21 protein-coding genes are annotated in these 22,969 nt (G+C 61.6%); 13 read left to right on the top strand and 8 right to left on the bottom strand.

Features of this window, described 5'->3' with window-relative positions:
• Positions 1-23: 23 nt before the first annotated feature.
• The 7 genes from BWP39_RS29865 (at position 24) to BWP39_RS29835 (ending at position 9,089) form a co-directional block, all read left to right on the top strand.
• A complete protein-coding gene (locus BWP39_RS29865) occupies positions 24-1,745 on the top strand; it encodes a PfaD family polyunsaturated fatty acid/polyketide biosynthesis protein (RefSeq protein WP_096725784.1) in 1,722 nt (573 codons plus the stop codon).
• The gene (locus BWP39_RS29860) at positions 1,742-2,557 is read left to right on the top strand and encodes a thioesterase II family protein (protein WP_157915205.1); all 816 of its coding nucleotides are present in this window, start codon (positions 1,742-1,744) and stop codon (positions 2,555-2,557) included. The genes BWP39_RS29865 and BWP39_RS29860 overlap by 4 nt, the downstream gene beginning before the upstream one ends.
• Complete coding sequence (locus BWP39_RS29855; protein ID WP_157915204.1) at positions 2,541-3,260, top strand: 4'-phosphopantetheinyl transferase family protein; 720 nt, start codon at positions 2,541-2,543, stop codon at positions 3,258-3,260. Before BWP39_RS29860 ends, BWP39_RS29855 begins: the two co-directional genes overlap by 17 nt.
• The gene (locus BWP39_RS29850; protein WP_157915203.1) at positions 3,226-4,674 is read left to right on the top strand and encodes a polysaccharide pyruvyl transferase family protein; all 1,449 of its coding nucleotides are present in this window, start codon (positions 3,226-3,228) and stop codon (positions 4,672-4,674) included. Before BWP39_RS29855 ends, BWP39_RS29850 begins: the two co-directional genes overlap by 35 nt.
• 1 nt (position 4,675) lies before the next feature.
• The gene (gene menD, locus BWP39_RS29845; RefSeq protein WP_096725780.1) at positions 4,676-6,436 is read left to right on the top strand and encodes a 2-succinyl-5-enolpyruvyl-6-hydroxy-3-cyclohexene-1-carboxylic-acid synthase; all 1,761 of its coding nucleotides are present in this window, start codon (positions 4,676-4,678) and stop codon (positions 6,434-6,436) included.
• 110 nt (positions 6,437-6,546) lie between these two features.
• Positions 6,547-7,308: a metallophosphoesterase gene (locus BWP39_RS29840; protein ID WP_096725779.1), complete on the top strand. Its 762-nt coding sequence runs from the start codon at positions 6,547-6,549 to the stop codon at positions 7,306-7,308.
• Positions 7,309-7,439: 131 nt separating this feature from the next.
• Positions 7,440-9,089: an acyl-CoA synthetase gene (locus tag BWP39_RS29835; protein ID WP_096725778.1), complete on the top strand. Its 1,650-nt coding sequence runs from the start codon at positions 7,440-7,442 to the stop codon at positions 9,087-9,089.
• Here BWP39_RS29835 and BWP39_RS29830 read toward each other — a convergent pair whose 3' ends face one another.
• Positions 9,090-10,499, bottom strand: a complete 1,410-nt coding sequence (locus tag BWP39_RS29830) for an MmgE/PrpD family protein (RefSeq protein ID WP_096725777.1) — start codon at positions 10,497-10,499, stop codon at positions 9,090-9,092. It abuts the gene before it with no gap.
• A gap of 296 nt (positions 10,500-10,795) precedes the next feature.
• Between BWP39_RS29830 and BWP39_RS29825 the strand changes: the two genes are divergently transcribed.
• The 4 genes from BWP39_RS29825 to BWP39_RS29810 all read left to right on the top strand — a co-directional run bounded on the left by BWP39_RS29825 (position 10,796) and on the right by BWP39_RS29810 (position 13,217).
• Positions 10,796-11,101 (top strand): putative quinol monooxygenase, encoded by a 306-nt coding sequence (locus tag BWP39_RS29825; RefSeq protein WP_096726258.1) that lies wholly within the window; start codon positions 10,796-10,798, stop codon positions 11,099-11,101.
• Between the two features lie 61 nt (positions 11,102-11,162).
• On the top strand, positions 11,163-11,777 hold the full coding sequence (locus tag BWP39_RS29820) for a hypothetical protein (protein WP_096726257.1): 615 nt from the start codon (positions 11,163-11,165) through the stop codon (positions 11,775-11,777).
• Between the two features lie 52 nt (positions 11,778-11,829).
• On the top strand, positions 11,830-12,423 hold the full coding sequence (locus BWP39_RS29815) for a cytochrome b/b6 domain-containing protein (protein ID WP_096725776.1): 594 nt from the start codon (positions 11,830-11,832) through the stop codon (positions 12,421-12,423).
• A gap of 2 nt (positions 12,424-12,425) precedes the next feature.
• Positions 12,426-13,217, top strand: a complete 792-nt coding sequence (locus BWP39_RS29810; RefSeq protein WP_096725775.1) for a molybdopterin-dependent oxidoreductase — start codon at positions 12,426-12,428, stop codon at positions 13,215-13,217.
• A 26-nt stretch (positions 13,218-13,243) separates the two neighbouring features.
• On the opposite strand, the gene BWP39_RS29805 is transcribed toward BWP39_RS29810, so the two are convergent.
• From BWP39_RS29805 to BWP39_RS29795, 3 genes are all read right to left on the bottom strand, one after another.
• A complete protein-coding gene (locus tag BWP39_RS29805; RefSeq protein WP_207557183.1) occupies positions 13,244-14,695 on the bottom strand; it encodes a sugar ABC transporter ATP-binding protein in 1,452 nt (483 codons plus the stop codon).
• A gap of 115 nt (positions 14,696-14,810) precedes the next feature.
• Positions 14,811-15,788: a substrate-binding domain-containing protein gene (locus BWP39_RS29800; RefSeq protein WP_096725773.1), complete on the bottom strand. Its 978-nt coding sequence runs from the start codon at positions 15,786-15,788 to the stop codon at positions 14,811-14,813.
• Positions 15,789-15,802: 14 nt separating this feature from the next.
• Positions 15,803-16,930 (bottom strand): ABC transporter permease, encoded by a 1,128-nt coding sequence (locus BWP39_RS29795; RefSeq protein ID WP_207557182.1) that lies wholly within the window; start codon positions 16,928-16,930, stop codon positions 15,803-15,805.
• 206 nt (positions 16,931-17,136) lie between these two features.
• On the opposite strand from BWP39_RS29795, the gene BWP39_RS29790 reads away from it, so the two are divergent.
• A complete protein-coding gene (locus BWP39_RS29790; protein WP_096725771.1) occupies positions 17,137-18,051 on the top strand; it encodes a DeoR/GlpR family DNA-binding transcription regulator in 915 nt (304 codons plus the stop codon).
• Here the strand turns inward: BWP39_RS29790 and BWP39_RS29785 are convergent.
• Both BWP39_RS29785 and xylB read right to left on the bottom strand, forming a co-directional pair.
• Complete coding sequence (locus tag BWP39_RS29785; protein ID WP_157915202.1) at positions 18,038-18,760, bottom strand: ribulose-phosphate 3-epimerase; 723 nt, start codon at positions 18,758-18,760, stop codon at positions 18,038-18,040. The two genes, BWP39_RS29790 and BWP39_RS29785, sit on opposite strands and share 14 nt — an antisense overlap.
• Before the next feature lie 2 nt (positions 18,761-18,762).
• Positions 18,763-20,259, bottom strand: coding sequence for a xylulokinase (xylB, locus tag BWP39_RS29780; protein ID WP_096725769.1), 1,497 nt, complete (start codon positions 20,257-20,259; stop codon positions 18,763-18,765).
• Positions 20,260-20,500: 241 nt separating this feature from the next.
• On the opposite strand from xylB, the gene hxlB reads away from it, so the two are divergent.
• Positions 20,501-21,076 (top strand): 6-phospho-3-hexuloisomerase, encoded by a 576-nt coding sequence (gene hxlB, locus BWP39_RS29775; RefSeq protein ID WP_157915201.1) that lies wholly within the window; start codon positions 20,501-20,503, stop codon positions 21,074-21,076.
• A 27-nt stretch (positions 21,077-21,103) separates the two neighbouring features.
• On the opposite strand, the gene BWP39_RS29770 is transcribed toward hxlB, so the two are convergent.
• On the bottom strand, positions 21,104-22,063 hold the full coding sequence (locus BWP39_RS29770) for a GlxA family transcriptional regulator (RefSeq protein WP_096725767.1): 960 nt from the start codon (positions 22,061-22,063) through the stop codon (positions 21,104-21,106).
• Between the two features lie 18 nt (positions 22,064-22,081).
• Positions 22,082-22,957 carry an enoyl-CoA hydratase gene (locus BWP39_RS29765; protein ID WP_096725766.1) on the bottom strand — a complete coding sequence of 292 codons (876 nt, stop codon included), beginning with the start codon at positions 22,955-22,957 and terminating at the stop codon, positions 22,082-22,084.
• Positions 22,958-22,969: the final 12 nt, after the last annotated feature.

The raw sequence follows: 22,969 nt of genomic DNA, 5'->3' as shown, positions 1-22,969 counted from the left end.
TGTAGAACCATGGAGTCAATGCAATGAATGCCCCCGTGAACATCCCCGGCGCCACCGCCACGGCGCAGTCGCTGGGCAGCGCAGCGTTCCGTGAGCGCCACGGCCTGACCCTCGCCTATATGGCCGGCGCGATGGCTGCCGGCATCGCGGGCGAGGCGTTGCTCGAAGCGCTCGTCAGCGCCGGTTGCCTCGCCAGTTTCGGCTCGGCGGGCCTGCCGCTCGCGCGTATCGAAGCGGCGATCACGCGACTGCGTGCCTCGCTGCCCGGCAAACGCCTGTGCTTCAACCTGATCCACACGCCCGATCATCCGGCCCAGGAACGCAGCATCGTCGAGCTGTATCTGCGCGAAGGGATCGAGACGATCGAGGCGTCGGCATTCATGCAGCTGAGCGCGGCACTCGTGCTGTTCCGCGCGCGCGGCGCTTACCTCGACGAACACGGTCGCGCGCATGCGAAGCAACGCATCATCGCCAAGGTGTCGCGCCGTGAAGTGGCGCAGGCCTTTTTAAGGCCCGCGCCCGACGCACTGCTCGCGACACTGCAAGCCGAAGGCGCACTCAATGCCGGCGAAGTCGCCGCCGCGCGTCTGCTGCCGATGGCCGACGACATCACCGTCGAAGCCGATTCGGGCGGTCATACGGATCGTCAGTCGCTGGTCTGCGCGTGGCCGTCGCTCGCCGCCTTGCGCGCACGCGTCGCCCGCGAGTTCCCGCCGGCCGCCGAGGTCGGACTCGGCGCGGGCGGTGGTCTCGGTACACCAGCGGCAATCGCGGCCGCTTTCGCAATGGGCGCGGACTACGTGGTCACCGGTTCGATCAACCAGGGCTGCATCGAGGCCGGCACCTCCGATACGGTCAAGCAACTGCTGGCCGGCGCCGAACCCTCCGATGTCGCGATGGCGCCCGCCGCCGATATGTTCGAGCTCGGTGTGTCCGTGCAGGTGCTCAAGCGCGGCAGCATGTTCGCCGCGCGAGCCAACCAGCTGGGCGAGCTGTATCGCGCGCATCGCACGCTGCGCGATCTGCCGCCCGAAGAATGCAAACGGCTCGAACAGCAGATCTTTCATCAGCCGCTCGCAGCGGTCGAAGAGCAGACCCTCGCGTTCTGGCAGGCCCGTCATCCCGGTCTCGCCGAGCGGGCCGCGCAAGACCCGCGCATCCTGATGGGCCTCGTGTTTCGCTGGTACCTGGGCCAGGCCTCGCGCTGGGCGATCAACGGCGAGCCGGCTCGCGCACTCGACTTCCAGATCTGGTGCGGCCAGGCGATGGGCGCGTTCAACGCGTGGGCCGCCGACACCCCGTTCGCTGACCCGCGCCGCCGGCATGCGGCAGCGATCGCGTTGTCGCTGATGAATGAGGCTGGCGCCCATCTGGACAATTTCATGGCGCGCTCCGTGTGGCCGCCGGCGCTGTCGGCCGCGACGTCAACATCAACGTCGACGTCAGCCTCGACATCGACGGACGACGTCGAACCCGATGACGAAGAAGATCTGCAGGAGTGGTTGATGCTGCAGATCGCTCGCGAGCTCGGTGTCGACATCGACCAGATCGATCCGCGCTGCAGCTTCGAAAGCTATGCCCTCGATTCCGCGCGCACGCTGCTGCTGCTCAACCGCATGGAGCAACGGCTGTCGATGAAGCTGTCGCCCACGCTCGTATGGAACTACCCGACGATCGAAAAACTCGCCGCCCGCCTGCAACAGATGGCCGAAGCAGCGAACGTCAGCGCGGAGGCCAACGCATGAACGGCAGTCCCACCCTGCAGCGCCGTGCACTGTCCGACCTGACGGCGGACCAGCTCTGCGCACCGTGGACCCTGTTCCGCACGGCGCGGGCAAACCCGGCGATGCGCCTGCTGTGTTTCCCGCACGCCGGTGGCACCGCGCTCGCCTATCGCGGCTGGAGCGAGCAGTTGCCCGAGTTCGTCGAGGTCTGCCCGATCCAGTTGCCTGGCCGCAGCAACCGCTCGCACGAAACGGCCTATACCTCGGTCACCGCGCTGCTCGACGACTTGCTGCCCGCAATCGAGCCGTTGCTTGACCGTCCGGTCGCACTGTTCGGCCATAGCATGGGCTCGGCCCTCGCGTTTGCCGTCGCCACCAAGCTGGAGCAGCGCGGGCGTGCACCGCTGCGCGTCTTCGCCTCGGCGCGGCGTCCGCCGGTGCTCGGCCAGCCTGGCACGCTGCACCAGCGCAACGACGCGGAGTTGACCGCTTATCTGCGCGACCTCGGCGGCACGCCGGAGATCGTCTTCGAGAACGCGGAACTGCGGACCCAGGTGTTCCGCCTGCTGCGCGCCGACCTGCAGATGAACGACCTGTACACGACGGCCCGGCCGCTGCAGGACACGCCGATCACCACCCTGGGCGGTCTGCACGATCCCTATCTGCAGGTGAGCGATCTGCAGGGCTGGTCGAGCCTCACCAACGCTGCATTCGATGGCCGGTTATTCCACGGCGGGCATTTCTTCCCGCAGTACCAGCAGACGCCGGTACTCGATTACGTGGCCGAGCGTCTCACCGCCGATCTGGAGGGCTTGCATGTTCGTGCTGGATAAGACCCATGTCGAGATCGTCACGGTAGACCTGGACGCGCTACCCACGCGCCACGATCTGCTGGACGCCGACGAGAACCGGCGCGCACGCGCCTTCCTGCGCCCGCGCGACGGTCATCGTTTCGCCGCCGCGCACGGCCTGCTGCGCCAGTTGCTCGGTCTCGCCTGTGGCGAGTCGCCAGCGAGCCTCGTGTGGGGCGTCGGCGAGAAAGGCAAGCCCTGGTTGCCGGCTCATCCACGGCTCGGTTTCAACCTGTCGCACGCCGGTCCGGTTGCGGTTATCGCGCTTGGTCGCGATCTGCGCGTGGGCGTCGATGTGGAGCATCTCGCCCGGCCGCTCGACTGGCGCGGCATCGCCAGCCACTACTTCAACGCGGACGAATGTCACGCGATCGGCCAGGGCGAAGGCGCTTCACGGCGTTTTTATACCGTGTGGACCGCGAAAGAGGCGGTACTCAAGGCGATCGGCTGCGGCCTGTCCGCGCTCGAGGACGCACCGATCGCGCTCGATCGCGAGGGTCGGCCGCGCCTCGTCGACCCGCTCAATGCCGAATGGCATCTCATGCCGCTACACGAGGTTGGGCACCCCGCCGCCCTCGTCTACGACGGCCCAACGCGGATGCTGCGCCACTGGCGCTGGCCGCTTCCTGTTCAACTGCCCGGAGCGCTTCATGACCGAGATTATCGAACCCCCCAGCCGGCTTGACGAGTATCTCGCCGCCGGCGCCAGCGACACGGTGCTGCTGCGCCAGTTGCGCGAGCTGATCCAGAGCAGTGCGAAGGCTGCGCCGACGCGTGCGCCGGGCGCGCCGTTGCGCCTGCTGCTGGCCGGCTACAACGGCGGCGGCAACACGGGCGCGGATGTGCGGGTGGCCGAGATGATCCGCCAGCTGCGCGCCATTCTCGGACGCGAGCATGTGCAGATCGGTCTGGTCGCCGCCGGCGAGACGCTGCCGCTGGAACTCGCCGACGAGATCCGGCCCGAGTTCATCAGCGACTATGTGCCCGATTTTCTCGAGCGCACCTGCCGCCAGTACGACGGCGTGCTCGCCTGCGAAGGCTCGATGTTCAAGTCCAATTTCTCGACCACGCTCGGTGCCGTCATGGCCGCCAGCCTGGGGATCGCCTCGGCGAGCGAACGACTGGCAGTCGGCTACGGGGCCGAGGCCGGTCGCATGGAGCCGGGCCTGCGCGAGTTCGTCTCCGAGCTTGGCCAAGGTCCGCTGGTGCTATGCCGCAACGTGGAGTCGCGCACGCTGCTCGACGGTCTTGGCCTGCGCACCGCCGCGGGTTCGGACACCGCCTGGACCTACCAGGCCCTGCCCGAGGCGGCCGTGCAACAACGCCTGCGCATGCTCGGCGTGGGGCAGCGGCCGCTGCTGGTGATCTGCCCGGTCAACCCGTTCTGGTGGCCGGTGCGCCCGGACCTCGCCAAAGCCGTCGAGCTGGAAAAGCACGGTGCGCATCGGGACCTGCACTACGGCACTGTGCTGTTTCACGCCGACAGCGAGGAGATTCGCCGCAGCTACGTGGCCTATCTCGACGCGATCGCCGAGGCCGCGAAGCAATGGCGCGAAGACAACCACGGCAGCGTGCTGATCATCGGCATGGACCGGGTCGATCGCCTCGCCTGCCGCGATCTCGCCGCGCGCTTCGAGACGCCGCCGCCGATCGTACAGAGCGGCGACGTATCGCCGGGCGCGATCGTCGGTATGTTGCGCGCCGCCGACCTGCTGCTCAGCTCGCGCTTTCACGCGATCGTGACCAGCATGCAGGCCGGCGTACCGGCCGTCGGTATCAGCATGGACGAGCGCATCAACAACCTGCTGGGCGCCAGCGAACACAACCGCCGGCTGCTGCGCGCGGACAGTCCCGAACTGGCCGGGCAGATCCTGCCGGCATTGCGTCACGCGCAGGCGGAACGCGAATCGATCGGTGCGGCCGCGCAGGCTTTTGTGGCCAGCCAGCTGCGCGCGATGGGCGAGATGGGTCGCCGCTTCGCCGACGAAGTGCGCCGCTTTCACCCCGACATCAAGACGCCCGACAGCCACGCTGGCTGGAGCGCCTACCTGCCTTCGATGGATCCTGAACTGCACGCCCTACTAGAGAGGAATAGCTGACATGTCCCTGCAGAACCGCAATAGCGCGTGGGTGCACGCGATCATCGACGAACTCTCACGCGCGGGTGTCCGCCAGGCCGTCGTCTGTGCCGGTGGACGCTCGTTCGCCCTGATCGCGGGCATCGCCGACAGCGACTGGGAAATCGCGCACGTGCAGACCGACGAACGCGCCGCCGGCTTCCTGGCCCTCGGTCTCGCCAAGGCGACCCAGCGACCGGTGGTCGTCGCCGTCACTTCGGGTTCGTCGGTGGGCAACCTGCTGCCGGCGCTCATCGAGGCCGACAGCACCGACGTGCCAGTGATCGTCCTGACCGCCGATCGCCCCAAGGGCGGACAGAAGTCGGGCATGCCGCAGACCACCAACCAGATCGGCCTGTGCGCAGCCGTGGTGCGCGCCGCGCTCGATCTCGACAATCCGACCGACAGCTCGCAGGATATCGAAGCGCTGCGTGGCCAGATTGCCGGACTGCTGCCGTACCTGATCGGCGATCGCAAGGGGCCGGTGCAGATCAATGTTCCGATGGCCGGCAAGCTCAGTTCGGCCGATCCGACGCCGAACTGGGAACCGCCTGCGCTGAGCGACCTGGCGCGTCACGGCCGCTTCGACGCCGCGGGCACGCCATTGCCCATCCGCGATGTGGCCATCACCCAGCCGCACGACACCGACTGGGACGCGCTGGTTGCGCGGCTCGGCCTGCGCCCTGGCATGAAGGGCCTGGTGGTGGCGGCATCGGACTGTCCGCTGACGCCGTCGGCCGCCGCGAAGCTGTCGAAGCAACTGGGCTTCCCGCTGCTCGCCGATGCGCTCTCCGGCCTGCGCCGCCCGGGCATGCCCAACCTGCTCACCACGGCCGACGTGCTCGTCGCGCTCGAAAAGGAACAGCCTGACCTGGTGATCCGGCTAGGCGGTCTGCCCGTATCGCAGTACATGCAGAACTGGCTTAGCGCGCTGTCGGCGCCGGTGCTGCGCATCGATCGCAAGCACATCGAGGCAGACTTCCTGACGCCGCGCTTCGAGCTGCTGCGCAATCCCGACGAGGCCGATCTCGAACGTCTCGCCGCCGCCCTGGGGCGCGGCGACGAAGCCTGGCTCGAGCAGTGGCTGGGCCGCGACGCCGTGGTCCGCAACGGTCTGAGCGAAGCGATCGCCGCGCTGCCCTGGGGAGAGTGCCAGGCCGTCGCCGCCGTGCTGGCCGCGGATGGCTACGACTTCCTGCATGTCGCCAACTCCATGACCACGCGCCATACCAATCTGCTGCTCGAGGCGCACGACCTGCAGGTGTTTTCCAACCGCGGGGTGGTCGGGATCGACGGGACCAACTCGACCTTCATCGGCGAGTTGCATGGTTCGCAGTCGCGCGGTCTGCTGCTGATCGGCGATCAGACTTTCCTGCACGATCTGAGCGGCCTCGAGGCAAGTCGTATTGCCGGTCTGCGCGGCACGATCTGCGTCACCAACAACAGCGGTGCATCGCTGTTCGATGTGCTCGGTCTGGGGCTCGAAAAGACGCTGCCCGATTACACGCGCCTCGTCCGCAACCCGCCTGGCTATCGCATCGGGCCGGCCGCTGCCGCGTTCGGTTTGCAGCATGTGCGCTGCGAATCGCTGCAGGCGCTGCAGCAGGCGCTCGCCGACGCGAAATCGGCAGACGGCATCCAGGTCATCGAAATGGTCGTGCCGGCCGATTCGCTGCGGCGCGACATCGTTCCGCTGTACACCGCCGCGATGAGTGCCCTGTCGGTACCGGCCGCCACGGTGTAACTGCCAGTAACCGTCCTGCACACGTCGCTCGACGACGTGATTAAATACCTCCCGTTCACCCGGTGCGCTCCGCACCGGGCCCTTCCCATTACGGCGGCGGTTACCAGACCATGCGCGTGTTTGCCCTGTCGGACATCCACGTCGATTACCCCGACAACGAGTCGTGGATCGAATCACTCTCCACCCGCGATTACCGCGACGACATCCTGATTCTGGCGGGCGATGTCTCGGATTCGCTCGTGCGCATGCAGCGATGTTTCGATAATCTCGTGCGACGCTTTCGCAAGGTGTTGTATGTGCCTGGCAATCACGATCTGTGGGTGCTGCGCGAGAAAGGTCACAGCTCGCTCGATAAATTCCACCAGGTGTGTCAGCTCGCGCAGGACTGCGGGATGTCGATACGCCCAACGCAGGTGGGCGGGGTGTCGCTCATTCCACTATTCAGTTGGTACGATTACTCGTTCGGGCCACCCAGTGAGGACATTCTGGTGACGTGGATGGACTTTCGAGCGTGTGCGTGGCCCGAAGGTCTCGGAGCACAGGAGATCACGACGTACTTCCTGCAGCTCAACGAACCCGTGCTCGTTCCCTACGATGGGACTGTCATCACGTTTTCACATTTTCTGCCGCGCATCGATCTGATGCCCGACTTCATTCCGCCAGCACACCGGACCTTGTATCCGGTGCTCGGCACCGCGCGGCTCGATCAGCAGATCCGCGCGGTCGGGTCCAGTATTCACGTTTATGGCCATAGCCATGTGAACCGGCAGATCGTCATTGACGGTGTGACTTACATCAATAACGCGTTTGGCTATCCGCATGAGCAGCGGATTACGAGCAAACAACTGGTCTGTATTCATCGGGATGGTTGATTACGGCGTCGCCGGGGAAGTCGCGAGTACCATAGCCTGATGTTCCTCGGCAAGCGTGCGAAATCGCGCGCATCGATTGCACAGGATACGGAAAGCAAATGGGAGCGTATATCTCCCGGGGAGACAGTTCGATGTCGCATATCTTCGAGGAAGGCCTGGGCCGCCGCGAGGCCAACTACGTTCCGCTCACACCCATCGATTTCATTGCGCGTGCCGCCGAAGTCTACGGTGACCGCCTGGGCGTCGTGTACGGTGCGACCCGCCGCACGTGGAGCGAGACCTATGAACGGACCCGGCGCCTCGCTGGCGCGCTGCAGCGCGCGGGGATAGGACGCGGCGATACCGTCGCCGCGCTGCTTCCCAACATTCCTCCGATGATCGAGGCGCATTTCGGCGTGCCAATGGCGGGCGCGGTGCTCAACACGCTGAATACACGGCTCGAACCCTCTTCGATCCTCTTCATGCTGCGACATGGCGAAGCGAGAGTGCTGATCGTCGACACCGAGTATGCCGAGCTGGCACAGCGGGCCGCGCTCGAGTTTCCGGATCTGCTTATCGTCAGTGTCAGCGACGTTATGGCCGCGGATCCGCACAGGTTTCCGCGCGCAACCGACTACGAAGTTTTCCTGCAAGGCGGCGACCCGCAATTCGCCTGGCAGCCGCCTGCCGACGAATGGGACGCGATCGCGCTGAACTACACGTCGGGTACGACCGGGGACCCGAAGGGTGTGGTCTACCATCATCGTGGCGCCTACCTGAATGCCTTGAGCAATATCCTCGAGTGGGATATGCCTAAACATCCGGTCTACCTCTGGACGCTACCGCTGTTCCATTGCAACGGCTGGTGTTTTCCGTGGACCGTGGCGGCACGTGCCGGCGTCAATGTCTGTCTGCGTAAATTCGACCCGAAGACCGTGTTCGACCTGATCCGGGTAGAAGGCGTCACCCACTACTGTGGTGCGCCGATCGTCCAGAGTGCATTGGCCAATGCGCCAGAGACGTGGCGTGACGGAATCGAACATCGGGTCGCGACCATGGTGGCCGGTGCGGCGCCTGCACCTGCGATCATTGCGAAGATGAAGCAGATCGGTTTCGATCTGACGCATGTGTACGGTCTCACCGAAGTCTATGGACCGGCGTCGGTATGCGCCCGGCAGACGCACTGGGATAGCGCGAGTGAGGATGAACTGGCGAGCCTCAATGCACGGCAAGGCGTGCGCTATCACCTGCAGGCCGCTGCAACGGTCGTGAACCCCGACACACTCGATCCGGTACCGAACGACGGCGAGACACTCGGCGAGATCGCATTTCGCGGCAACATCTGCATGAAGGGGTACCTGAAAAACGAGCGCGCCACCGAAGAGGCCTTTCGAGGTGGCTGGTTCCACACCGGCGATCTCGGTGTGCTGATGCCCGACGGCTACATTCGCGTCCGCGATCGGAGCAAAGACATCATCATTTCCGGCGGGGAAAACATTTCGAGCATCGAGGTCGAAGACGCGTTGTACCGGCACCCTGCGGTTTCGCTGGCCGCCGTGGTAGCCATGCCGGACCCGAAATGGGGTGAGGTTCCGTGTGCGTTTGTCGAGCTGAAAGAGGGAGCGGGCGCCACGGCCGAAGAAATCATCGCGCACTGTCGTCTGTTTCTCGCGAGCTTCAAACTGCCGAAAGCCGTTGTCTTCGGCGAGTTGCCTAAAACGTCGACTGGGAAGATCCAGAAGTTTGAACTGCGTACGCGGCTGAAATCCAGCAGCGCGATAGACGGAGGCGCGGGGTCGTGATTATTGAATGCCCGGGTGTTTTGCCGGGTAGCGCGGTTGCGGACTCACTTTAGCGAGGAGTGGCATTAGCTCCTTGATCGGACGTTGATCGAGTCTAGATACCAGATCGATGATCTGGCCTCGCAGCGCTTCATCCGCGTATGGCTCACTTAGCCAGTGGAATTTCTCGACGGTCCGCTCCCATGTGAACGGGTTGTCGAGCCCGCCTTCAAAGCCCACATGTTCCTTTGAGAACACCTGCCCATCCCTGCAGCGAATCGTCACCCGGGTGTTTAGCGCATGTGGGTACTGCTTGCTGAATTCGATGTCGGGCCGCACCGTGACTCTCTTGAGCAATGCCTGTGTGTCGGCGGCCTGAACGCGTTCCGGTTCGAGCTGCGCCGGCCCCACTTCGTCGTCGATCAGTACGACCGCAATCAGGTACTTGAGGTTGTAGTCGGCCTGCTCCTTGGTCTGCGGCTCGTCCTTCGGGCCGAAACCGCCTCCTCCCGCGATATCGAATCCGGTCTGGAAGATATCGCACACAACTTCTTCGACGTCCTCGCTCTTCAGGCTGTGCCGACGCTTCAGATCGAGCGTTGCTTCGAGCACGGGTTGTCCGTGAATCAGCGAACAGAATTTCTTCATCACCGTTTCATGAATGACTTCGAGCCTCTGATCGTTCCAGTCGACTTCGAGCGGCTGATCGAACATACGCACGAGCCCATTCGGCCCTTCGAACAGACGAAGCGGACCCGTAAAGCCGCGCTTGGCAAGCGACGCCGAGTAGATTGCACGCATGCCGGTAATAGCCGGTGAGAAACCCTTCCATTGCGATACGGGCTCGGAATGGACGCAGGACAACGAGATGTTATCCACGGTGGCAATCGTGATGGCATGCGCGAGTTGTTCAGCATCGAGGCCGAACAACTTGCCCGAACCCGCCGCCGACGACATCGCCAGTTGAATGGCGTGGTTGAATCCCTTCGCCATCACCGGAACGATCGCGGTGATGCGAGCGCCGATCTCGTACGCGACGGCGAGCGCGAGCATGAAATCCTCGCCACTTGCCGATGCGTGGTCGGCAGCCGCGAGGATCGTGCCGAAGTTATCGCTGGGGTGACAGAGACCACCTGGCGACATGTAACTATCGAGCAGATCGACATAACGCACGAGGCCCGAGTTGTACAACGCGGCCTGATCCGGCGACGTGCTGCCACCACCAATCAGCGTGCACGCACCCGAGCGGCCGTATTCGTCGAACTGCTCGCGCAACGCCTTGAACGGTTTGCCCGACAACGCACCTATCGCGCAGCCGAGGCTATCGAGGATGTTTCGCTTGAACAGGGTCCGCGACTGCGGTGTGAGGTGCTGGACGCGCGCATCGAAAGCGAACTGGCCGATGCGTTGAGCAATGGTAGGCGTACTCATATGGCGAAGTTCTCACGGTAAACAGCGTGTCGCGCGGGGAGGCAAATTCATAGGCTCAACACATGCGCAATCTAGTTGGTTTCATGCGCCGGGCAAACACCCGTCATGGATCAACTATTTTGCGCGTGAGGAACAAGTCCGCGCATCCCGTCTACAGCACCACTCTCGAAGCACTGCCCGACCACGTGGCGGTTTTGATATCAAAACTGTCGATTGAGACTGTATTCCCCCTTGTTCGCTCTTTGTACACTCCGGTTCACCGCATGAACCTGTCACGCGAACATTGGAGAGCAAAGATGATCACTAAAGCGTTATTTGTCCGCCTTGAAGCCAAACCGGGAAAAGAGCAAGCGGTAGAAGACTTCCTTACCGCAGGCCTTGAAATGACCCATCGGGAAGCGACTACGCCCATCTGGTTTGCGCTCAAGCTATCGCCGACGACGTTTGGTGTGTTCGACGCATTTGCAAATGACGAGCATCGCCAGGCACACCTGCACGGCAGCATGGCCAATGTGCTGATGTCGCGCGCCGCCGAGATGCTGGCAAGCCCGCCTTCGATCGAATCGATCGATGTGCTCGGCATGAAAAATCAATTGCCCTGAGCCGCTTGCAGCTAGCACATAGCGTCCCGATTCAATCGCATTCATATAGATGGAGTCACTCGTGTCGATTCAAATCAAACTAGGTGTTCTGTTGGCCGCCGTTGCATTCTCGAGCGCATCTTTCGCGCAAGCTCCCGACGTCAAGCCGGAACGGATTCGTGGCGACATCGTGTCGTTCACGGGCGAAACGCTGACCGTACATCGCAACAGTGGAGACACCGTGTCTGTCGATGTCAAACCGGACGTCGGCGTCTCGGCTCTTAAGCCCGCCAAACTTGGTGACGCCAAAGTCGGTACTTACGTGGGAACGCCGGCGATTACCGGCCCCGACGGAAAGCTGACAGCCACGTCGATGATCGTGTTTCCCGATGCGGCACGTGGCACCGCAGAAGGCCACTTCGCTTATGACTTCGGTCCGAGCAGCACGATGACGAATGCAAACGTGGTGTCGGTTGTGACGGGCACGAGCGGCCGCGAACTGCATCTGTCGTACAAGGGCGGCAACAGCACGGTGACCGTGCCGGCCAATGTGCCGGTCGTGACGCCCGTACCGGCGGCCAGAACGGATCTGACGGCAGGCAAGAAAGTGTTCCTCGTGGTGACACCGGGTACCGGTGGCGTGTATGACGCGCACGTGCTGTTTGTCGAAAAGGATGGCGTAGCGCCCGCGTTTTAATGCGTGAGGCCGGTCCGCTGGGGCCGGCCTCTTTAAAGACCACGAGATCGCTTTGAGCCACGTAACGATTCAACCCGCCTGGGTCCGCATTACACACTGGATTAACGCGCTCGCAGTCATCCTGATGGTGCTGAGCGGCTGGCAGGTCTACGACGCCTCACCGATTTTTCCATCCTTTCGGTTCCCTGCCGTCATCACGCTAGGCGGATGGCTTGGCGGTGCGCTGCTGTGGCACTTCGCCGTCATGTGGCTGCTGATCACCAACTTCCTCGTCTACCTCGGCTTGAATCTCGTCTCGGGACGTCTGCACCGCAAACTGTTGCCCATCAGCCCCAGATCGCTCGTCACCGATCTCATCGCCGCGTTGCGCGGCACGCTCGGGCATGAAGACCTCTCGCGCTACAACGCGGTACAGAAGTTCGCCTACCTGGTCGTCATCGTCGATATCGTGGTAATAATCCTGTCGGGACTGGCGATCTGGAAGTCGGTGCAATTCCCGCTGCTGCGTACATTGATGGGCGGGTATGACAACGCACGCATCGTGCATTTCTGTGCAATGAGCGTGCTGGTAGCGTTCTTCTTCGTGCACGTCGTCATGGTTGCGCTGGTGCCGCGCTCGCTGCTTCTGATGATCCGCGGACGCTAATCATGAGTTTTCGCAAAAACCCCGGCAAAACCGATACGTTCCTCCCGACGCATACTGAATCGATCATCAAGGATGCGCGCAACGAACTAAAGAATCCCGCGCGCCGGTTGCTTGGCAAACGGATTCTCACGCTCGGTGGCATAGCGATGCTATCGGGCTGCGATCTGACCAACGACAAGTCCGTGAACACCATGCTGCGCAAAATGTCGTTCTTCAACGACGACGTGCAGGCATTGCTGTTCAATCCGAACGAGATGGCGCCGACGTATCCGGAATCGATGATCACGCGGCCGTTTCCGTTCAACGCGTTTTACGGCATCGATGATGTGCCTGAAGTCGACGCTGCGACTTACCGGCTTCAGGTAAGTGGTCTTGTACGTGGAAAACGCGTCTGGACGCTCGACGAACTGCGTACCCTGCCGCAGGAAGACCAGATCACGCGTCATATCTGCATCGAGGGATGGAGTGCGATCGGCCGATGGGGTGGTGTGCGTTTCTCACGCTTCCTGAAGCAGGCCGGTGCCGATATCACGGCGAAGTACGTGTCGTTTCATTGCGCGGACAACTACTGGACCAGTATCGACATGCCCACTGCGCTGCACGCGCAGACGCTGCTTACGCTGACTTACGATGGCCAGGTGCTACCGCCGAAGTACGGCTTCCCGATGAAACTGCGCATGCCGACCAAGCTAGGTTATAAGAACCCAAAGCACATCATGGCGATCAGCGTGACGAATGAATACCCTGGAGGTTACTGGGAGAACCAGGGGTATAACTGGTTTGGTGGTTCTTGAGTGGCGCTACTTCAATCACGCATCCTTCACAGCGCGACGTTGCCGTTCCAGGCCGCTTTACGTAAGCCCGCAATGCTGAGATCGGCGCCAGCGACAGCGAGCCCGTTGCAACTCCCCTGATGAAATACGAGGATACGGTCCGCGATCTCGAGCAACTCCTCTTCCTCACTCGATACAACCACGACGCAACGCCCCTCAGCCGCCATACGTCGAATGATCGCGTAGATGTCAGCCTTGGCGCCGATGTCGACGCCCTTCGTCGGCTCGTCGAGCAACACGAGCTGTGCGTCCTGACCCATGACCCGCGCAAGCAGGATCTTTTGCTGATTCCCGCCCGAGAGCGATTTGATCGGCCCGCGAAGATCACCGCGGGCGTTCATTTCGACCAGTATCTGTCTCGCGCTCCTCGCCGCCTTGTTATGGTCCACCAGCATGCGCTTTCGAAAGCGGTGCAGGATCGGCAAGGTCGCGTTCGTGAAACTCGACATCAGCGGTACGATGCCGTCTTTCTTGCGTTCTTCGCTCAGGTAGCCCACGCCTTGACTGATTGCGCCTGCAGGACCGGACACCCGATAAGGTTTCCCTGCGAGCTGGACATCTCCTGCGAGCCATTTTTCCAGGCCATATAGCGTGCGACAGAATCGGGTGCGCCCTGCGCCTGCCAGCCCGTAGATACCGACGACCTCGCCTGGCCACGCCTGAAGTGAAACGTCACGCAGACGTTCGGTGCAAAGACTTCGCACATCAAGATAGGGGCTTGATGCGGTATCCGCCCGCTTTCGGGAAGTACGCTCATTTTCATCCGCGGCCAGACCTGCATCGCCAACGATCGCATCGACAATGTCCTGCTTCGCGATGTTGCTCACGGCGTGGTAAATCACCTTGCCGCCGCACATGACCGTCGCCTCGTCGCACACACCGAGCACCTCGTCGAGCTTGTGCGATACCAGCACCACGCCGATATTTTTTTCTCTGGCAATGCGTTGCACCGACAACAGCAGCGCTTCAGCCTGAGCGCCCTCGAGCGCCGTGGTCGGTTCATCCAGAAAGAGAAAGCGCGCCTCGCGGTCCAGGTTCGCCACGACCTCGAGCATCTGCTTGTCCGGATGAGACAGGTCCTTCACGAGGCTGGAAGGCTGCATCTTCAATTTATAGTCCTGCAGGACGTGCCGCGTGTGCTCCTTCATCGCCACATCGTCGAGCAAGCCGTTCTTTCTTAGCTCACGTCCGAGAAACAGGTTCTGCCACACAGTCATGCCGGGAATCAGGCGCAGTTCCTGATACACGCAGGCGATCCCCTGCCTTAACGCATCGCGCGGCGACGTAAGCGAAATGGATTCGTCGCCGAGGAAGAGCTGCCCGGAGTCCTGCTGGTTGACCCCGGCGAGAATCTTGAGCAAGGTCGACTTGCCGGCGCCGTTGTGGCCGAACAAGCCATGAATTTTTCCGGGCGCCACGTCGAAGTCGACACCCAGCAACACAGGGACACCCGCGAACGACACCTTGATGTCGCGCGCCCGATAATGTCTGTCGCTGTCACTCATCGCTTGAATCCCTATTGATTCCCTATTGATTCCCTATCCCGGCAAGCGTTCAGTAGGCCTGGCCTACGACCTCGGCGGCATTCGCCTTGTTCACCAGCAACGGAGGGCTATTCACGATCGCCGATAGCGGCTTCCCCGCAAACTGCTGGCTCACGCTATCCACCAGCAATGCGGCGAGTCTCACGGGTTCCTGAATCGCCCCGGCGCGCAGGACATCGCCGGACTGGATCTGCTTTACGCCTTCCTTGTCGACGAAAGCGTAGAGCTTCACCTTGTCCTTTAAGCCCAACTGATTGATTGCAGCGAGCGCGCCCAGTGCTGCCGGCTCAGTGTCGGAATAGACGACGGTCATACCCGGATTGCCTTGAAGCATCTCCGTGGTCACCTTAAGAGACGTCGTCTCTTCCACTTTTCCATTCACGAGCGCGACGACCTTGAGATTCGGGTTAGCGGCAATGGCCTGCTTGAAACCGTCATCGCGTGCGTTGGCCGCCGTCGCCGTCGGTTCACCGACAATCCCGATCACCGCATGCGCGTTGGCGCCCAGGTCCTTCAGCAGTTGCTGGCCGATAAATACGCCACCGGCTTTCTGATCGGTTTGCACACCCTGCACGATGTGCGCGCCCTGCTGCTTCATGCCATCGGGGTCCGGCAGGATATTGATGGCGAAAGCGGGGATATTCGCGCGGTTCAGTTCGGAGATGATCGAGACACACGGCCCCGAACTCACGCAATTGACAGCGACCGCGTCGACCTTCTGCTGGACGAAGCTCTGCACCTGCGAAAGCGCACGAGCATCGTCGTTGTCCGCGATCGAAACCTCGACATGCATGCCCTTCGCCGCACCGCTATCTTCGAAGCTCTTCTTCATCGCCACGTAGTACGGGTTGGTGAGATTGGGAAGAACGACACCGAGGTTTTTTGCACCGCTCGATGCAGATGCTCCCGAGTTCCGGTTACAACCGGTCAGCGTCAGCGCAAGAACGGAACTGACGAGCCCAATAGCCACTACGTAACTGTTTCGCATGTGATTTACCCCGGTTAAGTCGTGCTCTTCAGTGAATCTTTGTGCTGAACCTGCTTCTGCCCGCTGCGGGACTTCAGCCAGGGGAAGCTAAGGCGTCTGGACGACCGCAAGGTATCAAGCGTTACGCCGGCCAGAATGATCAGACCGATGACTAGTGGCTGCCAGTACGCGCTCACGTTCAGCACATTCATCAGATTCGAGATTGCGGCGATCAGCATGGCGCCAATCATCGCGCCCACTACGCTGCCGCTTCCGCCAAACAGGCTCACTCCGCCCACCACAGCTCCAGCGATCGAGAAAAACAGTTCGTCGCCGCGACCCGCAGTCGGATAGCCCGTCATCAGCCGCGAGCCGTAAATGAGGCCCCCGCATGCGGCACAGAGACCCGACACCGAGTAGACGAACAGCGTGACGCGCGGCACGCTGATACCCGATAAGCGGGCTGCATCTGCGTTGCCGCCGACCGCATAGATGTGCGTCCCGGTCACCGTCCGCTTCAGTAGCAAGGCTGCGATAGCGATTGCCACGAGCAAGGCCAGCACGGGAAACGGCACCCCAAACGGACGTGACTGCCCGATGAGGCTATAGCCGATCTGGGTGACCCGGATGGACTCAGCGCCGGTAATGATTTGCGGAATGGATGCCGCAACGCCCATGGTGGCAAACGTCACGATGAAGGGCGGCACGCCCGTGCGGTCGATAATCCAGCCGTTGATCATGCCCGCCAGCGCGCCAATCACCAGCACGAGCGGCACGGCCAGTTGCCATGGCAAGCCGAGACTTTGCATCAGCAATGCAGCGACGACACAGGTCATCGCAACGATGGACCCGCAGGAGAGATCGATCCCGCCAGTGAGCAGGACAAACGACTGGCCAAGACACAGAAAGCCGATGACGGCGCCGTTCAGCAGCAGCACCATCATGTTCGAAAGCGTGAGGAAATTCGGTGTGGCGATGAAGCCGCCCAGCATGACCACGAGAAATACGACCGCGATGCCTGTTTCGGCAGGCAGCCGAAAGTGACGCCTTGTCGTTCCGGGTGATTCAAGACTACTCATGTTTGCCTCCTGATCCGGCGACGCATCGACAGCACTGCGCCTTGTCTCCAACTTGTCCTTTTGAGCCGATCCGGAGCCGCCCAACTGTGGGGAGCCCGGTCGTCATCGCTGGCATCGTGCCACGTGCAATGTTGCACATCGATCACATCCTAACCTTAAAAAGGTAAAGATTCAACTAAATGGTAAAGATATGATCAACTTCGCCGTGGAGATGGGCGAAACGGCGTGGCGACTGGCTATAGAGGCAGCGACGGCGCGGTTTTCAGGTCATCCTGATCGACGCAGGACGGGTGTTCGAAGTCGAATCCGCCACACAGATGCATCTGTTTTTTGCGACTTATGGGTTAACATGTTCGACGTTGAACATCGTCTGCTCGAAACGATGGTGGTCTGTTCCAGCCACCCACTCTTATCAAGAACCCGACATTTCTATGGCTAGCAAAGAGCAACGGTCCGGCCAGATCCTCGACATGGTCGATTCCCGGCATTTCATGAGCATTGGCGATCTGGCCAAAGCGCTAGACGTTTCTGAAATGACGATCCGACGCGATGTGCGCGACCTGGCTGATGCGGGCAAGGTGCGCACGGTCTACGGCGGCGTGGCATCGCTGGACAATGGCAGCACGACTGCGAACTACAACGCACAGACCGAAGGCTCCCAGCACCCCGCGGAGAAACGCCGGATTGCGCTTGCAGCAAGCCGGCTGCTCAGCCCGGGGGACGTGGTCATCCTCGACTCGGGGACCACCGTTCAACAACTCGCCGAATGCCTGCCCGCCGAAGGTGCGTTTACGTTTATTTGCTACAGCCTGAACACCATCAATGTGCTGGCGAAACGGGAGGACACGACCGTGATTTCGCTTGGCGGCGTGCTTTCGCCGAAGTCCTATACCTTCTCCGGACCCGACGCGATTCAGGCGATGCAACGTTATCGCGCGAACAAGGCCTTCATCGGGGCAACCGGATACGAGCTGAGACAGGGACTCACCTGCAGCTACGTCGAAGACTGCTCATGGAAGCAGGCGGCGATGCAATCGAGTGTTGAGCGAATCCTGCTGGTCGACTCATCGAAATTCGGCAAGGTATCGACCTGCAGTTTTGCTGGTGTGGAAAGTTTCGACAGGGTGATAACCGATGCGGGCATACCTGCGCAATACCGCTACGACCTCGAAGCAAAGGGCCTCGAGGTGCTCATTGCCGATTGATGCCAGATGGCAGTGTAGCGAGCAGCGCGCGACGGAGTTCGACCAGTTCGCTAAGCCCGGTCGCGGGTGAATCTCTTGAAATACACATGCTCCCCGCAACGAACATATCGACGGCGGCTGGAGCGAACCGGCTGATGTTCCCCTTCGAAACACGACCGTCGATCTCGATCGCAGTAGCAAGTCCCTGTTGTTCGATCATCGCTCGCAAGGCAAGAATCTTCCGCTCCGCATACGGCACCTGTGTCTCACCGCGCACGCCGGCATAGCCGGGGTTGGTGAGCATCAGCAGCACGGTGTCGCATCGCTCCAGTACAAACTCAAGCGTGCTGAGCGGTGTAGACGGCTTTAGCGCGACGCCTGCCCGCACGCCTGTGGAGCGGATGTGGTTGAGCATCCGGTCTACATGAGGCTCCGACTCGATCTGAAAAGTAAGCTGCTGTACGCCGATATCGAGCAGAGCATCGATAAAGTAGTCGTGGCGCGTGGCCATGACGTGAACATCGAAAACCAGATCTGTCTTGCGCCGCAAGTGCGCAATCGTCTCGATCCCTAGCGGCATGCTCGGGCTGAAATGACCGTCGATCACATCGAGATGCACGGCATCGAGTCCAGACGCTGCGATGACCTCGGTTGCGCGTTCGAGGTTGCTCAGATCGAACGTGATCAGCGACGGCACAATCAGACAGGATTTTTCCCAGGCGATATCCACGTTCAATCCGCCTCGAAGTCTTCGTTTGCAATCGTGTCGGTAAAGGCCGCAAACCATTCCTTGTAAAGCGCTACGACATCTGGGCGCGGTTGTGCGGCGCGCGTCTCATCGAGTTCGACATAGCGCTCGCAAACGTCGTACAGCGTGACAGACGCGCCTTTCGCGCGTTGATGCACCGTGAGGGCGAGCAGCGCCGCAGCATAGGCGCCGCCCTCGTCGCACTTGACGCGAATCACGTCGGTATCGAAGACGTCGGCGAGTATCTGCCGCCATGCCGCGCTGTTCGCGCCGCCGCCCGTCAAGCGGAATTGCTCTGCACGTTCGAAACTCAGCGCAAGCCGTTCATAGCCCCACTTCAAGCCGAACGCGACGGACTCGGCTCCCGCTCTCATCAGATTGGCACGTGTCATGTTGTCCGCGGACAGGCCCTTCATCACCGCGCGCGCACGCGGCAGCGCAGGAATGCGCTCGCCATTGAAATACGGAAACATTCGCACGCCGCCCGCACCGGGGCTTGCCGAGGCGATCAAATGTTCGACTTCGGCGATCTCGACTTCGAACAGTTGTTGCAGCAACGTCGTTGTCGAAGTCGCATTCATGGTCGCGATGGTCGGTAGCCAGCCACCATCGAGACCGCAGAACACGTAGATGCTGGGGTCGACGGACTCCGCCAGTTTGTCCGCATGCAGGTTCAGCACGCCCGAGGTTCCGAGGCCGAGCGTCGCGCGTCCCGCTGCCACATTGCCTGTGCCCAGGGCACCCATCACGTTGTCGCCGGACCCGCAGGCAACCAGCACGCCCGGCGAAAAACCGAATTCCGCAGCCACTTCAGGGCGCACGGTGCCAATTGGCTCGAGCGGCGAAGCGATGCGGGGCAGAGACCGTTCCAGTCGCCCCGTCGGATCGATCACGTCCACCATGTGCGATGACCATATGCGGGAAAGGACATCGAAGTAACCGGTCCCGGACGCCTCGCCCGCATCCGTTGCACATTCGCCCGTCAGCCAGTAGTTGATGTAGTCATGCGGCAAAAGAACCTGCTGCATCTGTGCGTAGATATCGGGCTCGTGTTGCCGGACCCATGCGACCTTCGACGCTGTGAAACCCACCGGAATCGTGGTGCCAATCAGGCTACGGATGCGCTTCTCGCCGCCCGCGGCATGAAAGAGTTGCTCATTGACCGCCGCCGTTTCCGTATCGTTCCACAGCTTCACATTGCGTATCACCGCGCCGCCATCATCCAGCATGACGAGCCCATGCTGTTGCCCCGATACCGCTATCGCCGAGACATCCGCCGGGCTGCGCGTGGTCCCGGCAAACAGGTCTTGCAAGGCTTGTCGTAGCGCGGCGATCCACCATTCGGCTTTCTGCTCGCGACGCCCACTGGCTTCGGCGATGACGGGATGACTGGCATGACCGCGGGCCACCAGCGAGCCGGTTTCCGGGTCGAGCAAAACCACTTTGGTGCCTTGTGTACCGCAGTCGATGCCTAGATACATGGGTTGCCTCTATCTACCGTTCTTCATCGCTCTATTCGCGACTTTGCTCAATTCCAGACAGACTTTACACAGGAGAAGTTTGAAATTCACCATAATTGGTGTAACTATACCATTTTGTCCAGTTGATGTTATAGTTGCCCCGACAGCTTCACGTTTTCCCGTCCGACAGGTTGGAATCGGCAAAACGAGCGGAACAGCTTCCGGGTGCCGGACTCCATCAAACCTGACGCGAAGTACGACCATGACCGATCCGATGCAACTGGAGATACCAGGACTGACAGACGCCATCCTCGGTGAAATACAGGCGTCTCTGCATGCCGTCAGTCCCGCTGATCTCAATGCGCTCGTCGCCGAGATCGAACGCGCGCCGAAAGTGTTCTGCCTGGGCGCGGGCCGGTCCGGCATTCTTCTGCAGGCGTTCTGCATGCGACTCAATCACCTGGGATTCGAAGCGTATATGGCAGGCGGCTTACCGTGCCCGCCCGTCGGGGCCGACGATCTGATCATCGCAGCTTCCGGCTCGGGAGAAACGCGCAGCGTGTCGGCGGTACTCGATCAAGGGCGACAGGCCGGTGCCAGAGTCGCGCTGTTCACGGCACGGCGCTCGGGCAACCGCTCAATGGCGGCAGATGTGACGGTGATCATTCCCGCCCCCGCCGGTCTGGTGAATCGCGATCATCCGCAGAATCTGCAGCCCATGCGCACCCTGTTCGAGCAGGTTTTTTTTCTCATATGCGAAGCGATCGTGTGCAGCTTGAGAATGAAGAAAGGCATCGGTGAAGAGGAGATGGCCCAGCGGCATGCGAATCTCGAGTGACCGGGCATAACAACAACTCACGACAACTCAAGCCCCCCGCAACTCGCGCACGCCTTTCCCCGTCCTTCGCCTTAGCAACGTTCGCAACGTGCTGCCATCCGCATAGCCGACCTGCTCGGCAATGCGATCGATTGTGAGCTTCGTCGTCTTGAGTAAATGCACGGCGCGCTCGATCCGCAGATCCTGGATGTACTCAACCGGCGTTTTTCCTAGCACGGCGTTTAGACGTCGCGTCAGCGTGCGAGTGCTGGTCCCCAGGCCATCGGCAACGACGTCGAGCACGAGTGCCGCGTCGAGGTGTTCACGCACCCAGCGATCGAACTGCTCGACGAGCGGGTCCGAATGCGAAAGGTGATCGGAAATCGCATAGACGGATTGCGACATCCGCGAATCGAATACCAGGTACCTGGCCACGAGCGATGCAAGCTCAGGGCTATTGTTGCGAATCAACCAGAGCCCGAGGTCAAGATGGCTCAGGGCCGCCCCCGCCGTCACCGCGGCGCCGCTCGGAACGACGATGCGATGTGCGTCCAGACTCACATGCGGATAGCGCTGCCGGAACAGCGGTGAGAGCCACCAGGTGGTCGTCGCTTCGCCACCGTCGAGCAAGCCGCTTTCAGCGAGCACGAACGTACCGGTGCAAGCCGCCGCAACGCGTGCGCCACCGGCGCGCCACGAACGGAGCGCGCCGAATGCATCGATCACATCGTTGCGCTCGAGCGTAGGCACTAACGCTTCAGCTGTCATACGGTTAAGCGCCGGTACGACGATCCAGTCCGGCGCGGGCGCATGTGTCACATCGTGAACAGGCACCTGCATTCCAAGCGCCGTACGTACCTCGGGTCGCATCCCCGTCACGGTGATGTCGAAGCCTGCCGTAGTAACGCCTGTCGTTTTCGCAAGATTGTTGGCCATCGACAGGCTGTCGAGCACGGTGGTCAGACCCGTGTCGAACACGCCCTCGAGCGCGAGGACATAAATTCGCATGGTGATCGGGTATCCGGCTTATCGATGGCGAAACACGGGCGCGCGCTTGGCCAGGAACGCATGCATGCCTTCCTTTTGACCTTCGGTCGAAAACGCGGACTGGAAAAGCCGCCGCTCATGCAGCACACCCTCGCTTAATGGCGACTCGAATGCCCGGTTGACCGCTTCCTTGGCCAGCCGCACGGCGGGCAGGTTGTAACCGGCGATGGTGTGCGCAGTCTCGAGTGCGGTTTGCAGCAACCCGGCCGATGGAACGACGCGCGCCACGAGGCCCGCCGCCAATGCTTCGTCGGCACGCAAATTCCGGCCCGTGAGAATCAGGTCCATCGCCAGCGATTTGCCAACCGCGCGCGTCAAGCGTTGCGAACCGCCGATGCCGGGCAACACGCCGAGTTTGATCTCCGGTTGACCGAACTGGGCATCGTCGGCGGCAATGATGAAATCACATGCCATCGCAAGCTCACATCCACCGCCGAGCGCGTAGCCGCCTACCGCAGCGATGATCGGCTTTGAAATGCTTCGAATGCGGTCCCACTCGGCGAAGAAATCGCTTGCCTGCCAGTCGACGTACGATTTTTCAGCCATTTCCTCGATGTCCGCCCCGGCTGCAAACGCGCGTGCATTGCCGGTGATCACAATCGCGCCGATGTCGTCGTCCCTGTCGAAAGCGGCAAGCGCAGCGAGCACTTCGCGCGACATCTGGACGTTGAGCGCGTTCAGGCTCTTCGGACGATAGAGCGTGATCAGTCCAACACGCTCCCTGCGATCGATCTTGATGGTTTCGTAGGCGCCGCTTTCGGATGCGGCATTAGCGGTGTTTGTGTTGACGTCGGCTACCTGCGTCTTTGTCTGCTTCGCGGGTACACCGTGCACTACTGAAATATCGGTCGACATAGTTTCCACCTG

Origin of the sequence: Paraburkholderia acidicola, from assembly GCF_002362315.1 — a bacterium.
GTDB lineage: Bacteria > Pseudomonadota > Gammaproteobacteria > Burkholderiales > Burkholderiaceae > Paraburkholderia > Paraburkholderia acidicola.
Note: the sequence above shows the minus strand (reverse complement) of the source record. Positions and strands in the feature narration are given on the sequence as shown.

What these genes read in the sequence shown, in the direction of transcription:
- BWP39_RS29865 (WP_096725784.1), top strand. Translation starts at nt 24, where the DNA reads ATGAATGCCCCCGTGAACATCCCCGGCGCCACCGCCACGGCGCAGTCG.
- BWP39_RS29860 (WP_157915205.1), top strand. Translation starts at nt 1,742, where the DNA reads ATGAACGGCAGTCCCACCCTGCAGCGCCGTGCACTGTCCGACCTGACG.
- BWP39_RS29855 (WP_157915204.1), top strand. Translation starts at nt 2,541, where the DNA reads ATGTTCGTGCTGGATAAGACCCATGTCGAGATCGTCACGGTAGACCTG.
- BWP39_RS29850 (WP_157915203.1), top strand. Translation starts at nt 3,226, where the DNA reads ATGACCGAGATTATCGAACCCCCCAGCCGGCTTGACGAGTATCTCGCC.
- menD (WP_096725780.1), top strand. Translation starts at nt 4,676, where the DNA reads ATGTCCCTGCAGAACCGCAATAGCGCGTGGGTGCACGCGATCATCGAC.
- BWP39_RS29840 (WP_096725779.1), top strand. Translation starts at nt 6,547, where the DNA reads ATGCGCGTGTTTGCCCTGTCGGACATCCACGTCGATTACCCCGACAAC.
- BWP39_RS29835 (WP_096725778.1), top strand. Translation starts at nt 7,440, where the DNA reads ATGTCGCATATCTTCGAGGAAGGCCTGGGCCGCCGCGAGGCCAACTAC.
- BWP39_RS29830 (WP_096725777.1), bottom strand. Translation starts at nt 10,499, where the DNA reads ATGAGTACGCCTACCATTGCTCAACGCATCGGCCAGTTCGCTTTCGAT.
- BWP39_RS29825 (WP_096726258.1), top strand. Translation starts at nt 10,796, where the DNA reads ATGATCACTAAAGCGTTATTTGTCCGCCTTGAAGCCAAACCGGGAAAA.
- BWP39_RS29810 (WP_096725775.1), top strand. Translation starts at nt 12,426, where the DNA reads ATGAGTTTTCGCAAAAACCCCGGCAAAACCGATACGTTCCTCCCGACG.
- BWP39_RS29800 (WP_096725773.1), bottom strand. Translation starts at nt 15,788, where the DNA reads ATGCGAAACAGTTACGTAGTGGCTATTGGGCTCGTCAGTTCCGTTCTT.
- xylB (WP_096725769.1), bottom strand. Translation starts at nt 20,259, where the DNA reads ATGTATCTAGGCATCGACTGCGGTACACAAGGCACCAAAGTGGTTTTG.
- hxlB (WP_157915201.1), top strand. Translation starts at nt 20,501, where the DNA reads ATGACCGATCCGATGCAACTGGAGATACCAGGACTGACAGACGCCATC.
- BWP39_RS29770 (WP_096725767.1), bottom strand. Translation starts at nt 22,063, where the DNA reads ATGCGAATTTATGTCCTCGCGCTCGAGGGCGTGTTCGACACGGGTCTG.
- BWP39_RS29765 (WP_096725766.1), bottom strand. Translation starts at nt 22,957, where the DNA reads ATGTCGACCGATATTTCAGTAGTGCACGGTGTACCCGCGAAGCAGACA.